Origin of the sequence: Streptomyces sp. NPDC046727 (genome assembly GCF_040645635.1) — a bacterium.
Taxonomy (GTDB): Bacteria; Actinomycetota; Actinomycetes; order Streptomycetales; family Streptomycetaceae; genus Streptomyces.
On sequence record NZ_JBEYYR010000058.1, the window covers coordinates 18,990 to 33,824 of the forward strand.

Consider the following 14,835-nt stretch of genomic DNA (forward strand, 5'->3'; position numbering starts at 1 on the left):
TTCATGAGATCCACAACTCCGGCCTCCGCGCCGCAGAACCGCCCGTCCCAGCAACGTCACCGCCGGATCGGCCGACGGTGGCTGGCCGTCGCTATGGCCGCAGTCGGCGCAGCGAGTGTGGCCATAGCCGTCCAGCCCTCGGACGGCGCGACCCCGAGGTCCACACCCGGCTACCAGCAGGACGACCTGCGCCGGGACACCGATGCCATCCAGGCGCTGGGGATCAGCGGCGTCCAGGCGCGGGTGACCACCACCTCCGGGCGGGACCTGGTGGCCATTGCCGGCGTCGCCGTGGCGGGCGCGAACCGCCCGGTGCCCCGCGACGGTTACTTCCGGATAGCCAGTACCGGCAAGGCACTCATGGCCACGGTGATCCTTCAGTTGGTCGACGACGGCAACCTGTCACTGGACGACACGGTGGACCGCTGGCTGCCCGGTCTGATCGACGGCAACGGCAATGACGGACGGAAGATCACCGTGCGCCAACTGCTGCAGAACACCAGCGGCCTTCACGACGACCTTCCCGGCTACGACACCCCGCAGCAGTACTACCAGCACCGCTACGACACCTACACCCCCCAACAGATCGTCGCCAGGGCGCTGAAGCACCACCCGGACTTCCAGCCCGGCACCGGCTGGAGCTACTCCAACACCGGCTACGTCGTCCTCGGCATGATCGTCGAGAAGGCCGCCGGGCACCCATGGCAGGAGGAGGTCGAGAGCCGGATTCTGAAACCGCTCGGCATGAACAACACCTACCTGCCGGGCACCACGTCCACCCTTCGCCGCCCGCACGCCGACGGCTACCAGGTCTTCACCTCCGGCGAACGGACGGACGTCACCGAACAGATCGTCCCCGACCTCGGCGGATATGTCTCCACCACGGCGGACGTCAACCGTTTCTTCCAGGGGCTGCTGGGCGGCAAGCTGCTGTCCAGGGCGCGCATGGCCGAGATGCAGGACACCGTCCCGGTCCCCAAGCCGTTCGAGGCGTTCTGGCCCGGCGGACGCTACGGCCTCGGTTTGGTCAACCGCCCCCTGAGCTGCGGCGGCAGCTACTGGAGCCACGAGGGAGGCGAAGCCGGCTACATCACCCTGAACGGCGCCACCGACGACGGCAGCCGCACCGTCACCGTCTCCATGTCCACCAGCTTCAACGACCTACACAAAACAATCCGGCAGCAAAAGGCCGCCAGCGACCTCGTCAACCGCGCGCTGTGCGACACCTCCGGCAACAGACAGGGAAAGTAGCCGCCCAGGCCGTTCGTGCCGACTCCGGGCCACCACAAGCCGCTCCCGGCAGCGGCACCGGCCGGCACGGGCGGTTGTCCAAGAGCGCAGCGAGGTCGAGGCGGGCGTCCACATCGAGGTTCACTTCTCCGTACCGGCGGACGCAGGACCAGAACAGCGGGGTCAGTCCGCTCTGATCGGCGGGGTCAGGGGGTCGGCCCACTCCGGTTGTGACAAGGCCTCCGCTGACCGGTTGCGCCAAGCCGGAGACAACCGAGGGAGCGCTTGAGGTGTGGCCGGCTCCCAGGGGCGAAGCACCGCGCGAGCAACGGCATCAGTCCTGCTGATATGCAGTGAAGCAGACCACGTTGGACGTGATCGCAACCGCGGCTCCAGGATGACCGCATGACCTTTCCTCTGCTATCGCCTCCTTCGCCGTAGTGGCAGGCATGCTGACCATCATGCCGGGACTGGACACCGCTCTGGTGCTACGCGCCGCCATCACCCCGGGCAGGCGCCGGGCCTTCACGACGGCGCTGGGGATCCTCTGCGGCGTGCTCGTGTGGGGCGTGGCCGCCGCGGTCGGTGCCGCGGCGGTGCTCAAGGCATCCCATCTGCTGTACGACGCGCTGCGCCTGGCCGGTGCCGGGTACCTGGCGTGGCTGGGGATCGGCACGCTTCGCCGGACGCTCAAGGAGCGCGGCCGGTCCGTGTCGGAGGATGCGGCGGGCGGAGCGAGAGCCACGACCGCGGAGGCGACATGGGCACGGTCCTGGTCGCCAAGTCCCGGCACAAGAAGCCGGAGAACGTCCGCCGCTACTTCAAGCCCTCGCCCGAGGCGATCTCGGAGCTGACCAGCCTGCTCGCGCCTGGCGACGCGCGCCGCTGACCGCGTGTCAGTGGTGTGTTCTCCCGTGGAGGGCCACGGCCAGACGCGTACCGCCGTTCGCCGCCGTGCCGGGTGCCCACGCCGCCCGGGTCGCCGTCGCCTGACGCCCCCGCCAAGGCGGCGACCACGGCGCCCCCGGGAAGCACTCAGAACCCATCTTTGAACCCGAAGATCGAGTGGCGACGCGATGCCCGGCTGCTCTCGGATGGGTGAGGCTGTCTGACAGATGGCCGGACATCGCAGGTCGGACAGTTGCCATTGTCCCGGACAAGTCCCGGACGACTCCAGGTATTGCCTTGAACAGCTCGTCTGCCGAGGCTTACCCCACCTTCGACTGAAAGAGAGACAGATGCGTACTCGTCCCGCTCTCGCCGCCGCGGCCCTCACAGCAGCATTCACTGTTGGCGTTGCCGGCACGCCCGCACAAGCGGCCGATACCGACGCCGACAAGGGCAGCCGAACAGCCTCCGTCATAGCGCCCACCGGTACTGCCGCCTCCTGGCCCGCCACCGCGGTCGGCGCCTCTGCATCATCTGAGGTCGAGACCTTCGCAGTGCGAGAGGACAGCAAGGACCGCCCGGTCTTCTTCGTCAAGGGCTACACCCCCGGCGACACCTGCGGAGCCAAGTGGAACTCCGCTGCCAAACTGTTCAACAGGTCCGGGTGGAAGGGGACGCTGCATCGCGTCGGCTTCTACGAGGAGGACGATGCTGGGTGCGACGTGCGGATTGACCCTCAGCGCAAGGGCACCGTCGACACTTCCCTGAAGGTCCTTGGACGCGGCCTCGCGTGGGAGATCTACAATAGGTACTCCGCCCGGGGGCAGACCGTCGACCTTGTCGGACACTCCATGGGCGGGCTGATCATCCGTGCGGCGCTGGCGGGATACGCGAAGGGTGACCCGGACTGGCCTCCGGTGCTCCTGGTCGAGGATGCCGTGAACCTGGGCACCCCTCAAAAGGCCGCACGGTTATCGGGCGTTTGCCTCTCCAACCTTCAGTGCCGTGAGATGTACTACCCGAACGGCGCCTTCCGGCGCTGGCTCGGCCCTACCCTTGCCCAGGCCCAGGGCGGAACGGACTGGACCCTCATCGGCTCGAACGCCGACGGCACGGTCAGCGCCGGCAACGCCGCCCCCACCGACGTCGGAGCGCAGCACCTGGTGCGCTACTCGGCGAGCTCGGAGCTGGACCACAGCCAGCTGCGTACCAAGCGGGCCGGCGTCTTCCCGCTCCGCTACACCAACAACGGCGGCGCCTGGGGTTCCCTGCGGGAAGGTGCCGCTCCTCTGAGGGCCACCATGAACGCCCTGTACTGGCACAGCCGCTGGTGACCCTGCTCCGCCTGCTTCACATCGCGCCAACGCAGGAACACCACGCCATATAGATCCAGCCCAGATCTATGCCCTACGTGCCTGACTAGTACTAGTTCAGAGATGAGTTCTGAGCCGCTGGGGCTCCGGCCGAGCGCTGCGTGCCGCCCGCTACCATCCCTTCGCATGACGAGGCGGGGGTGGCGGCCAGGTGCCGTGGTGGGGGTGGCGGTGCTGGCGGCGATCTGCGCCTCCAGTCCAGATCGCCCGGAGGCCGTGCGCACGGCGTCGGGCCCCGGCCCCCTCCCGGCCGACCGCTACGACTACACGCCGCAGGACTACCAGCGATCACAGCGGGCATCGGCGTTGCTGACCCGGCAGTGCATGGCGGAGCGCGGCCACCCGGACTTCCCCCTCGACCCCCGCTACCCCAGCGACCCCGTCGTTGCCACCGTGGTCAGCACCGACTACGGCGCCCTGGACCTCGCCGCCGCCCGCCGCTGGGGCTACGGCTGGGATCCGGCAAAGCCCCCGGCCCTCCGGCCGAAGGGCCGTCGGATGACCAACGCTGAGTATGCGGACCTGCCCGCCTGCAACGCCGAGGCGAGCCGGCGACTGATGCGAGGCATCGACCTCAAGCGGGACTGGCTCTACGCAAGCACACGGGCGATCGAGGTCGACAAGGCGGTCAAGCGCGACCCGCGCCTCCGCGCAGCCTGGGATGTGTGGTCCCGCTGTGTGGCAGAACAGGGATTCACCCGCTATCCCGACCCCATCGCGGCTTACACGGACGACGCCTGGCAGCGGGGCAGTGACGGCAACACCCGGCAGACACAGCGGGAGCGGGCCACCGCCGCCGCGGACGTCACTTGCAAGCGCCGCCACCATACGGCCGAGCTCTGGCACTCTGTACGGGCACAGAAGCAGGCCGTGGACATCGCACGGCACCGCGACCGTTACGCCGCCGGGCTGCAGGCACTGCGTACGTACCGGGCCAACATCGCCGAGGTGCTGCGGAAGCTCGGCTAAGGGCGGGCAGCCGCGGCCTCGTCAGGTGCTCGGGGTCTTCCACAGATGTCGCTCGTCCAGGGTCCCGAATCGCACGTCTCCGCGTTCCAGGTCGACGAGGATGGGCCAGCAGTCCAGCAGCTGCTCTCTCGGATCGCGTGAGGTGAGGTACTGCACAGAGTTGTAGGGCACGATGAGGAGCCCGTTGCTCTCCCGGACCCGCTCTGCGTCGATGGCGAGAGGCGGCTCGTTTTCACGCTGGCTCTGCACGAGGAACGCCACCGCGAGCTGCAGGGCCTGGTCCTGCTCCATCATCCGTCTCCAGTCCGTTGGCTCGAAGAATGCACCCTAACCGGCCCGGGATGATCTTGGTGTGGCTGGTGTGATCACGGCGTCGGAGCCGTCCTGGACAACCCCGTTCACCGGGCTGAGCCCGCGTGCTTTCGGGAAGCTGGTGACGGTGCTGCGGCGCGAGGGTGCGGACGCGGTCCGCAAGGGCCGGCCGTGGAGCCTTCCGCCGGAGGACCGGGCCTTGCTGGTCGCGGCGTACTGGCGCACGAACCTCACCATGCGGCAGCTCGCCCCTCTGTTCGGGGTGTCGAAGTCGGCGGCAGACCGGACCATCGACCACCTCGGGCCGATGCTCGTTCTCCAGCCCCGCAAGCGGTTCGCCAAGGACACCGTGCTCATCGTGGATGGCACCCTGGTGCCCACCGCGACCACACGATCGCCGAGCGGTCGAAGAACTATCGGTACTCCACCAACCACCAGGTCGTCATCGACGCTGACACGCGCCTGGTCGTCGTGGTCGGCCGGCCGCTCGCCGGGAACCGCAACGACTGCAAGGCGTGGGTGGAGTCCGGCGCCAAGGCCGCTGTTGGCAAGACCCTCACGATCGCCGACGGCGGCTACCTGGGCACCGGACTTGTCATCCCGCACCGTCGCGAGCGCGGCCAGAGCGCACTCACGGCCTGGAAAGAGGAACACAACAAGTCCCACAAGCAGGTCCGTGCCGGCGTCGAGCACGTCTTCGCCCGTATGAAGACCTGGAAGATCCTCCGCGACTGCCGCCTCAAAGGCGACGGCGTCCAGCACGCCATGCTCGGCATCGCCCGGATGTACAACCTCGCCCTCGCCGGATAGCTGGGCGGAGCCGAACGCCAGCCCACCACGTCCGAGGCGACCCAGAGATCATTTACGGGGCAGCCCTTACGGGCGGTTGGTGACGTTGCCCGCGTGCACGCTGATCTCACCGCCCGTGACGGCCGTTCCCGCAGCGACGAGCGCGGTAACAGCGAACGTGGCGGCCAGCACTGCACCGACGAACTTCTTCACCGGACTCCCCCTTCGAGCTGGGTTCGCGCAGGGGCCCCTGCGCGGTGATCAACGTACAAGTTGCCACTAACAGTTCAGCAACAGCCGGACAGTTCCGGTCCGGGTGCAGCGGGCCGTTACCCGGTGGAGCTCTCGTATGGCGGGGTGGTTGAGGTCAGAAGATGCCGCGGTAGGTCGCTGCCTGCTGCTTCATCCGCGTGGCCTGGCCGGGGGTGAAGGTGTTGCGGCAGGAGTCGTCGGTGTAGTTCATGAAGTTGTGGATCGGGTCGTCGCCGGGCGCGGGGCAGGTGTCGCGGCCTTCGGGGCAGCCTACGGCCGGAGATGCCGCGGCGGGTGTGTCGTCGACGTAGTCACCGGAGCCTGCGCAGCCGCCTTGGAAGACGTTGTACAGGCCGAGCCGATGGCCGACGTTGCGGGTCGCCTCGTGACCGAACTGGCGCGGGGCGACCCCGCCGGGCAGCACTCTGTTGGACAGAACGATGCCGTCAGTTGGCCGGGCAATACGGGTAGTCCCAAGGGAAGGTGGCCCAGCCGGTCGTGCCCGCGAAGTAGGTCTCGGCGATGTAGATGTCGAGCGCGGCCGCGCCACCACGGTGCAGGGTGTGCTTCATCGCGTCTTCCCCTGCGCTGCCGGGGAAGACATCGTACCACAGGCGGTTCACGGTTCGGTCCACGCTGGCCAGGCTGAACGAGAAGCCCGTGTCCGCGAACGCGCTGTTGAGCACTTGGACCTGGTCAGTGATCGTGGCGTCTGCGACGTTGCCCACCTCGGGTGATCTTTCGATCACGTGTACGTACACCTGCACTGGAGCCGCAGCGACTGCCTTCGGGGCGTGAGCGGCGGCGTACCGAAAGGCGTTCTCGGCCCTTGCGGCTGCGCTTGCACCGAGAGCATTCACGTCGGCCGCGGCGCTCCGGGCGGAGGCGGTCTGCGTGGACGGCGCACGGTGCTGCGGCCGTGGCGGAGAGAGGCCGCGGCGAGGACCGAGGCGGTGAGCAGATGACGGACGAGCGGACGGTAGCGCCCAGACACTCCAGACGGTAGGTCACCCATTGCACTTGCAGATCACTTCAAGTTGTCTCACGGCACCGCGCCTTTCCACTCCACGCAGCATCGGCTGAAAGCCGCTGGGCGTCCTCTATGTGTCTCTCCATTCCTGCTTCGAGAGGTTCCGAGAGCCACTGCCCGAGGATCGCCTCCAGCCTGGGGAGAACAGCAGTGCAGCCCTGAGGAGACAGGTCCTTGCTGTGATCGTCTGGATGGTTGAGAAACCGCTCGAGCTCGGTTGAGACCTCCGTCCATGGCCGGTCTCCTCCGAAACCGATCATCTCGCCGAGGTCGCCACTCAGTCGAGGCGGGAGGCCTCGTCCGGTGAGAGCTGCGCCTCGGCGTCGCGGGAGAGTCGCTTGCCCGCGCTGCGGTCATGCAGGGTCATGACACCCAGCGCGAGAAGGAACAGGCCGGTGAGGGGCAGCGCCAGCACGCACATCGTCAGGGGGTCGCCGGTGGGCACCGCCACAGCGGAGAAGGCGAAGATGCCGAAGACGACGGAGCGCCACCAGCCGCGTAGCCGTCGGGCGCTGAGGGCACCGATGACGTTGAGCCCGATCAGCAGCGGGGGCCGTGGACGATGGCGCGCTTCCGCTTGCTGTCCTGGAGCCTGGCGGCCAGCCTTGCGGCGGCTTCGAAGGCCCGGCGGGTCTGCTCCACCGTGTCGACACCGGTCTCCGGCTCCAGGAGGCGGCCGTCTTTCGAGCCGGTGCGGAACGGCCGCAGGTGTGACCTCGAGGCGGCGGGCACGGACACCGCGTAGGCCGGGGGCGGGACCCCAGACGCTCCGCACGCCGCGCTGCATTGACCCGGGCGGCCAGGGCTCCGGCGGCGAGGCGTGCCCGCTCGTACGGGGTCGCGGACCGCTTGCAGGTCAGCGGGCGCAGCACGGCCTGGTCCTCGGTGTCGCGCGGGTACAGGGCGCGCAGGTCGACGGTCATCATCCGCCGACTGGCCGGGCGGGTGTAGTCGTCGACGGCCGCCTGCACGATCTGTTCGTCCAGGCCGGGCTGGTGGGGCCGGCCGCGCAGGGCGTAGGCGAGGTGGCGTCGGGCTTCGGCAAGGAGATGGTGGCGCTTGAACGCGCCGCGCATCACGTACACCACGGCGCAGACGTCGACGGCCGCCAGCGCGATGTCGACCACCGGCCGCACCCGCGCCCACACCGCAGCGGCCGCCGCCCGCGCCCGCTCCGCCAGCCGGTCGACGACATCGACGCCGTAGGCCCGGATCGCCGAGGCCCGCCACCGCCTGCGCAGCTCGGTCAACGACAGCAGCTCCGTCCGCTTCGGCGGGCGCGTCTGGTCGGCGGCCTGGCAGGCCAGCGCATAGGCGGCCCGCTCCCCCGGCGGATGCCCCTGCCGTTCCTCGTACTTGGCGGTGAGGACGGACAGCGCGTCCTCGATCTGCTGGCGCCGGGTCGACTGCCAGCCGATGAGCCGCCGGTCGATACCCGCGATCTCCATGACAGGCCTGCGGCCGGGCGTCACCTCGCGCGGCTCCCACGCCCACCCGAGCCGGGCGGACACCTCCTCCATGAAGTAGAGGATGTAGAGAGTGTCGGCGGCGACGATGTGGGCCATCAGCGAGTCCGCCGACAGGTTGCCCCACGTCCCCTTGTCGTCCGGCCGCCGGGCACGGATCGACACCACCGCGTGATCGTGGAGCAGCAGCTTCGACTCGGCAGCTCTCGACTCGTAGTGCCGGAGCACCGCGACGATCAGCCCGTCCCGGACCGGCTTGCGGATCTCGCCGCCGCTCCTCCAGCGGATCTCCGCGACCGAATCCTCAAACCACGTCAGCGTCTTGTCCCTGGCGATGTCCTGGCACAGCTCCAGCACCACGCGGGTCTCGTCATCCCCGAGCGCCCATGCGATGTGTGCCGTCGACGGAGGCCGGAACACCAGGTCCATGGCCAGCCAGGGCCTCCGCTCCTTGGCCTTCTCGGTCTTCGGCGAGCGGTTGTGCTCGATGGGCCTGCCCAGCACAGTCGCCCGCCGGGCCTGCGCCGGGCTCCTGCCCTGCGCCAGGAGCCCGCGCTCGATCCGGTCGGCATCCGGGTGACGGCCTTCTCCCAGGAGCAGTTCTGCCTGCCGCTCGGTCACCACGTCCCCGGCCTTGAGGCCGACCGCAGCCAGGCCCCCGCCCTTCCACACGCCGGGTGGGACACCGGCTTCGTCCTGGGCGGCGCGCAGCGGCGTGCCCGCAGGGCGGTGGCCGTCGCCGACCATTACGCCGCGGACGAGATAGCGCGGCCCGTTCCCCGGGCGAACCTCCGACATGCTCATCATCGGCCCATGGAATCTCGGCCCTGACCTGCGAAAAAGCGCAATCCCGGGTCCTTCCCGCCGGGCGGGAGGCCATCACCAGATCTTTACCGGAGCGCCCGCCAGGCGGGCCTGCGGAGCAGCCCGAGACGGTAAGCCCCCGACGCGTGCACAGTCCGCCGCATGAACAACGATCTGCTCCACGGAGGCCTTTGTCCGATGTGCCGCCGCCCGCTCACGCTGCGGAAGACCACCGAAGTCCGATCAGCCCAGCCGCCCCATCCCACCCGCACCGAGATGAAGCCTTACTGCGAGAGCTGCGCCAGCGACATGGCGCGGGCCCAGGCATGGGTGGCCATGATGCGCGCCCGCTACGAGAGCTGACCGCGCCGTGCGAATACTGCGCCACGACCACAGGGGCACCACCGGCCCGAAATCGGGCTGCAACCGACTCCACCGTCCTTGAGCGTGCACCAGCGCACTACTTCCCCGACAACGCACCACGACTGAGCACCACGCCACCGACGCCCTTCAACACGAACAGCCCACCGCCCTCGGCCGCCCGGCCGGGGGCTTCGTGCTTCCTGGAGGAGTTCGCCGTGCCCACGTACGAAGCCCTGCCCCGCTTCACCTCCGACCTTCATCGCCTCACCCCCGAGCAGCGCCGCCGTTTCCGCCAGGCCGTGGCCGCTTTCGTCGAGGACCTGCGCGCCGGCCGCGCGTTCTGCGCCGGGCTGCGGATCAAGGGGGTGCGCCGCGCGCCCGGCGTCTGCGAGCTCACGTGGGATGACGGCGGGCGAGCCACCTGGTCGTACGGGCCGGAGATAAGCGCGGCGCCCAGCACATCGTCTGGCGGCGCATCGGCGGCCACGGCATCCTCAACGTGCCGCCAGAGGCCGTGTCCCCCGAGCAGCGCTCGGGGGACACGCCGCCGTCGTCTGCGGACGAACTCAATCGCGGTACTGATGAGGCGGCAACGGACCTAGGGTGCGTATCGAGTCGTGATCGACAGGTCACTGCCATCGGCTGTGGCAGAGCGTCAAGGGCAGGTCACATGCGGTCCGTTCTCCAAAATCGAGTGATGCCGACCCGATAGTGCGACAGGATGTCCGCTTGCCGTATTGACAAGCGAAAGGCAGTCCGCATGCCGCATTCCGCACCGCTGCCGACTCCCGAACCGACCGACCCGCTCACCGCCGAACTGGTGGTGGACGTTGCCGCTGCCGTGGCACCGGCCATCTCGCCGGACGGCGGCCTGGTCGCTTACGGAGTGGTCGCCAACGGCGGAAGGGACGGGCGTCCGCACGGGTCCATCTGGGTCACCGCCGTCGACGGCAGCACGCCCCCACGCAGGCTGACCGACGGCACGGCGCGCGATCTCGCCCCGAAGTGGGCGCCGGACTCGGCCTCTTTGTTCTTCACCTCCGACCGCGAGGAGCAGGGCACCGCCCAACTCCAGCAAATCCGTCTGGATGGCAGCGAGGACATCGCCAAGGCCGAGGCCTTGACCAGTTGGCGCGGTGGCATCCTTGACCACTGTCCGCTCCTCGACGGCCGCACCGTCGCCCTGCTCGCCAAGGACGAACCGACCGCCGAGGACGAACGCCGAGAAGCCGAGCGCGACGACGCCATGGTCTGGGGCCGGCACCTTCCCGCCACCCGGCTGCGCCTGCTCGACCTGGAGACCGGCGTGCTCCGCACCGTGGACGGCCTCGGTGACCGGCATGTGGCCGCGCTCGCCCCACGTCCGGACGGCGGCCCGCTGGCGGTGCTGAGCTGGTCCACCCCTGAGGTCGACCCCGGCGTCATGACGGCGGAACTGCATGTGGTCGACCCGAGCTCGGCGGCCGTCCAGGGCTTGGGTCCGGTCGGGGTCGAGGCCCAGTCCCTGGCCTGGTGGAACCACAACGGTGTCTGGCATCTGGCCCACCTGGCGGTGACCCCGGGAAACCTGGTCGGCGGGCTCGCCGTGATCGACACCGTCCCGCCGGCGACCGGCTCGGCCGTCGAACACCGCAACCTCACCGCCGGCATGGCCGTCTGTCCGACCGAGCTGGTGCAGGCCGCGGACGGGCCGCTGCTCGCGCTGTTCGCCGACGGGCTGGACACCGCGCTGCACCGGCTCGACCCGGAGTCCCTGCGGTTCCACCAGTTGTCCGCCGCCCCCGGCATGCTCGCCGGGCTCAGCGCGAGTCGCTCGGGGGAGAACGTCGCCCTGCTGGCGAGCACGGCGTACGAGTCCAAGAACGTCTATGCCGGACCCGCCGGCGGACCGCTGGTCCAGCTCAGCGACACCGGGCCGGAACTGCGCAGGATCCGCTGGGGTGTCCAGGAGCGCTTGGGCTACCAGGCCTGTGACGGACTCCGGTTGGACGGCCTGCTGATCCTGCCCGCCGGCCGGACTCGGGACGACGGTCCGTTCCCGCTCGTCACCCTGGTCCATGGCGGCCCGTACTTCCGCCACGCCGACGAATTCGTCCTCACCGTAGTGGACTGCGGCCAGTGGCTGGCGACCGCCGGGTACGCCGTCTTCCTGCCCAACCCCCGAGGCGGTTCCGGACACGGCCACGAGTTCGCGGCCATGGCCGCAGGCGCGGTCGGCGACGACGAGTGGACCGACATCCTCAGCGGGATCGACCTGCTGGTTTCGCAAGGAGTCGCCGACCCCGAGCGTCTGGGAATCTCCGGCTGGAGCCACGGGGGCTTCATGGCGGCCTGGGCGGTCGGCCGTACGGACAGGTTCAAGGCCGCCGTGATGGGTGCGGGCATAAGTGACTGGGGCATGCAGGCCGGAACCGGCGACTGGGGCATCCTCGACGCGGCGCTCGGCGGCAGCACCGGATGGGAGGGCCCGGGACCGCACGTCCACGACCGGCACAGTCCGATCTCCTACGCAGCCAGGATCCGCACACCGGTGCTGATCCTGCACGGCGAGGAGGACACTAATGTCCCGCTCGGCCAGGCGATCCACTTCCATCGTGCCCTGCGCCACTTCGGGGTCGAGCACGAGTTCGTCGTCTATCCCCGCGAGGGCCACGGGCTCGACGAGCGCGCCCACCAACTCGACGCCCTTCGGCGAATCCGCGCCTGGTTCGACCGCTGGCTATAGGCCCGAGCCGGGGCGTGTATCGAGGCGTGATCAATCTGTGGATTCGCCCCCGCCCTGAGCCTCTGGTCCGGTAGATCATCTTGAGTGACGTGAGTGCAACTGGCGGACAACGAGTGGGAGTTCATCGGGCCGTACCTGCCGATCGGCGAGTATGGCCCGTATCCCGAGCGGCTGAGGCAGCAGTTCGAGGGTGTGATCTGGCGGTTCAAGACCGGCAGGCAGTGGCGGGAGATGCCACAGGATTTCGGCGCCTGGTCGACCGTCGCCAACCGCTTCCGGCAGTAGCGTGACGCCGGTGTGTTCGAGGCCCTTCCGGAGGGCCTGATCATGGAGGCCACGAAGCGGGGCGAGGTGGACCTGTCACTGGTCAGCATCGACTCCACCACCGCGCGCGCCCATCACGATGCCGCCGGGATGCACATGAGCGAGGACGTGCTCACCTCCCTGGAGAAGGCCGCTGCCGAGGAGGAGAACGCCAGGTCAACAGGGGGCGGCCGTGAAGAACAAAACGAGACGCCGACGCGGATCCCGAGCGGGAAGAGCGACGATGCATCCGACGCCGCCGGAAGCTCCGCCTGAAGGCCGCCCTCCTGGGACGCTCCCGGGGCGGGCAGACCAGCAAGGTTCACCTCGCCACCGACCGCAAATGCCACCCGTTGACGTTCCTCCTGACCGCAGGACAGGCGGCCGACAGCCCGCAGTTCATCCCCGTTCTGAGGAAAATCCGCGTTCGTGGGCCCGTCGGCCGCCCCCGCACTCGGCCCGACGCCGTCGCCACAGACAAGGCTTACTCGTCCTGCGGAAACCGCTCTCACCTGCGCGAACGCCAGATCAAGGCCGTAATTCCGGAAAAAGTCGACCAAGCCGCCAATCACAAGAAGAAGGGCTCCCGGGCCGGCCGACCCGTCGGCCACGACGCCGACCTCTAGGAGGAGAGGAACACCGTCAAACGGCTGATCAACAAACTGAAGGCCTGGCGAGGCATCGCTACCAGGTACGACAAGACACCGGAAAGCTACCCCGCTGGCCTCCACCTCCGCGCCTTCATGATATGGATCAAAGACGCGCCCTAGGTGTGTTGTCCGGCGGATCACCGCCCGCGGCAGGTGAGCCCGGGCAGTGATCCACCGGACGCGACTGGGAAGGGAACGTCACGCCATGGCGAACTTGGCGACGTACTCGGCGAAGGGCTCGATGCCGACTTCCGCACGGAGTTCGTCCATGCGCTCGGGCTCCTCACAGGGCCACGGAACCGGTGCCCCGTCCTTCACGCCGGCGATCTGAGTGCCGTAGACCTGTTTGCGGCCCTCATTGACCAGCGTGCGGTCGCGCAGGAAGGCCAGCTCGCGTGGGCTGGCCGAGCCTGCCGACACCGCCTGCTGCATCAGCCGGAGGGCACGACGCTGAACGTCGAGCTGCCGGTCGGCGTGCTGAGCGATCAGCCATGCCGCGCGTGCGGCCTCCTCGCCAACCAGTTCCGCCGTCGGCCAGCCGTATTCCTCCATGATCTGGTCAAGCCGGTCACCGTGCCGGGCGGTCAGCCGTCGCCACGCCAACTGCTCGGCGGGGTCGTCGCTGTTCGCGAGGACTGCGGATTGATGATCGGCCGCAGCCATGTCCGTGAGTTCCACCGCCAGCGCGGCAACATCGTGCACCACTCTCAACTCCCAGGCCGGATCCGTGCTTTGTGTCCGCCCGCAAGCCTAGAGACGCAAAAGGCATGTAAAGATCATTCCGGAGAACGGTGACAGGCGCCTCGCCACACAGGGATAATGGATCTACCCCCGAAGCCAAAGCCGGATCGCTGCGACGGTCACGGTGCCCTGAGAGACATAGGCACGCTTGTCGAACCTCGTGGCCACGGCCCGGAAGCTCTTGAGGGCATTGATCGTCCGCTCGACTTCATTTCTGCGCTTGTAGATCGTCTTGTCGCAGCCCGCAGTGCGCCCGCCCTTGCTGCCGCGACTACTGCGATCACCAAGTGCGGCATGACCGTCACAACAGTCACTCCAAAGCGACCACTGCGGCACACCGACCACAGGCCAGGTGACGGCCTGGGAAGCACGCGAGACCAGTCGGTGCGAGCCTACGATCGCAGGTGATGACCAGTCGTCTGCGCCCTCTGGGGGAATCTCGTGGCACAGCTTGTCCGTGAGCAGCGCATTGACGTGTTCGTGAGTGACTACGCGTTCGGGCTGCAGGAATCCGACGACGCCTTCCTCGATCTGCTGTTCCCGGACGACTTCGAATTCGGCACGTTCCTGAGTACGCACCCGAGGCGCCTGGACGTCACCAGCGCTGGGCACACCCACACGGCTTCCGTCACGGTCGAAGTGTGGGACGGGCCTGCGCCGGCGCAGGATCGGGCCGGCTGGGAGGAGCAGGCGGAAGCGGACTTCGAGTCGGTCAGCGGCCAGGTGGCGATCTGGTCGATGGGTGTGGGCCGGCTCGATGACCTGATCACGCTGGCGGACCAGGGCGGATCGTGGCGCGTACGTATCAGATCCTCGGGCCGGGCCGCGGTCAGGGCTTTGACCGAGAGCGAGGAGAGCATCGAGGCGGTTCAGTCCTTGCGGCCGGTCGCGGCGACCGTCACGCCCAGACCGATCATCGTCAGGCCGCCGATCCCGCCGA

The 14,835-nt window shown here is 68.8% G+C and carries 11 protein-coding genes and 7 pseudogenes; 10 read left to right on the forward strand and 8 right to left on the reverse strand.

The genetic code is table 11. From position 1 onward, the window contains the following. Positions 1-3 precede the first annotated feature (3 nt). The 5 genes and pseudogenes from ABZ937_RS40660 to ABZ937_RS40680 all read left to right on the forward strand — a co-directional run bounded on the left by ABZ937_RS40660 (position 4) and on the right by ABZ937_RS40680 (position 4,460). On the forward strand, positions 4-1,251 hold the full coding sequence (locus ABZ937_RS40660; RefSeq protein WP_361700140.1) for a serine hydrolase domain-containing protein: 1,248 nt from the start codon (positions 4-6) through the stop codon (positions 1,249-1,251). Between the two features lie 440 nt (positions 1,252-1,691). Further along, positions 1,692-1,943: pseudogene (locus ABZ937_RS40665) on the forward strand (LysE family transporter); the annotation flags it as partial. 56 nt (positions 1,944-1,999) lie between these two features. Next, positions 2,000-2,119: pseudogene (locus ABZ937_RS40670) on the forward strand (site-specific integrase); the annotation flags it as partial. 349 nt (positions 2,120-2,468) lie between these two features. Next, entirely contained in the window at positions 2,469-3,452 is a 984-nt protein-coding gene (locus tag ABZ937_RS40675; RefSeq protein ID WP_361700143.1) for a hypothetical protein, read from the forward strand. A 165-nt stretch (positions 3,453-3,617) separates the two neighbouring features. After that, complete coding sequence (locus tag ABZ937_RS40680) at positions 3,618-4,460, forward strand: hypothetical protein (protein ID WP_361700146.1); 843 nt, start codon at positions 3,618-3,620, stop codon at positions 4,458-4,460. A 21-nt stretch (positions 4,461-4,481) separates the two neighbouring features. On the opposite strand, the gene ABZ937_RS40685 is transcribed toward ABZ937_RS40680, so the two are convergent. Next, a complete protein-coding gene (locus ABZ937_RS40685; RefSeq protein WP_361700149.1) occupies positions 4,482-4,754 on the reverse strand; it encodes a YrhB domain-containing protein in 273 nt (90 codons plus the stop codon). Between the two features lie 58 nt (positions 4,755-4,812). Here ABZ937_RS40685 and ABZ937_RS40690 point away from each other — a divergent pair. After that, positions 4,813-5,582, forward strand: a pseudogene (locus tag ABZ937_RS40690) (transposase). Positions 5,583-5,648: 66 nt separating this feature from the next. Here the strand turns inward: ABZ937_RS40690 and ABZ937_RS40695 are convergent. The 5 genes and pseudogenes from ABZ937_RS40695 to mobF form a co-directional block, all read right to left on the reverse strand. Next, positions 5,649-5,774, reverse strand: coding sequence for a hypothetical protein (locus tag ABZ937_RS40695; protein ID WP_361700152.1), 126 nt, complete (start codon positions 5,772-5,774; stop codon positions 5,649-5,651). Positions 5,775-5,928: 154 nt separating this feature from the next. Further along, the gene (locus ABZ937_RS40700; RefSeq protein WP_361700154.1) at positions 5,929-6,237 is read right to left on the reverse strand and encodes a M43 family zinc metalloprotease; all 309 of its coding nucleotides are present in this window, start codon (positions 6,235-6,237) and stop codon (positions 5,929-5,931) included. A 22-nt stretch (positions 6,238-6,259) separates the two neighbouring features. After that, on the reverse strand, positions 6,260-6,562 hold the full coding sequence (locus ABZ937_RS40705; protein WP_361700157.1) for a hypothetical protein: 303 nt from the start codon (positions 6,560-6,562) through the stop codon (positions 6,260-6,262). A gap of 741 nt (positions 6,563-7,303) precedes the next feature. Next, positions 7,304-7,630 (reverse strand): annotated as a pseudogene (locus ABZ937_RS40710) (hypothetical protein); the annotation flags it as partial. Positions 7,631-8,117: 487 nt separating this feature from the next. Continuing rightward, a pseudogene (mobF, locus tag ABZ937_RS40715) lies at positions 8,118-9,116 on the reverse strand (MobF family relaxase); the annotation flags it as partial. Positions 9,117-9,275: 159 nt separating this feature from the next. Here mobF and ABZ937_RS40720 point away from each other — a divergent pair. From ABZ937_RS40720 to ABZ937_RS40730, 3 genes and pseudogenes are all read left to right on the forward strand, one after another. Beyond that, the gene (locus tag ABZ937_RS40720) at positions 9,276-9,476 is read left to right on the forward strand and encodes a hypothetical protein (RefSeq protein ID WP_361700160.1); all 201 of its coding nucleotides are present in this window, start codon (positions 9,276-9,278) and stop codon (positions 9,474-9,476) included. A 760-nt stretch (positions 9,477-10,236) separates the two neighbouring features. Then, entirely contained in the window at positions 10,237-12,201 is a 1,965-nt protein-coding gene (locus ABZ937_RS40725; protein ID WP_361700161.1) for a S9 family peptidase, read from the forward strand. Between the two features lie 93 nt (positions 12,202-12,294). Continuing rightward, positions 12,295-13,274, forward strand: a pseudogene (locus ABZ937_RS40730) (IS5 family transposase). A 78-nt stretch (positions 13,275-13,352) separates the two neighbouring features. On the opposite strand, the gene ABZ937_RS40735 reads toward ABZ937_RS40730, so the two are convergent. Beyond that, positions 13,353-13,859 (reverse strand): DUF6624 domain-containing protein, encoded by a 507-nt coding sequence (locus ABZ937_RS40735; RefSeq protein WP_361700163.1) that lies wholly within the window; start codon positions 13,857-13,859, stop codon positions 13,353-13,355. A gap of 120 nt (positions 13,860-13,979) precedes the next feature. Beyond that, positions 13,980-14,177: pseudogene (locus ABZ937_RS40740) on the reverse strand (transposase); the annotation flags it as partial. A gap of 159 nt (positions 14,178-14,336) precedes the next feature. Between ABZ937_RS40740 and ABZ937_RS40745 the strand changes: the two are divergent. Then, the coding region (locus ABZ937_RS40745) for a hypothetical protein (RefSeq protein WP_361700166.1) at positions 14,337-14,835 on the forward strand (499 nt) is incomplete at its 3' end.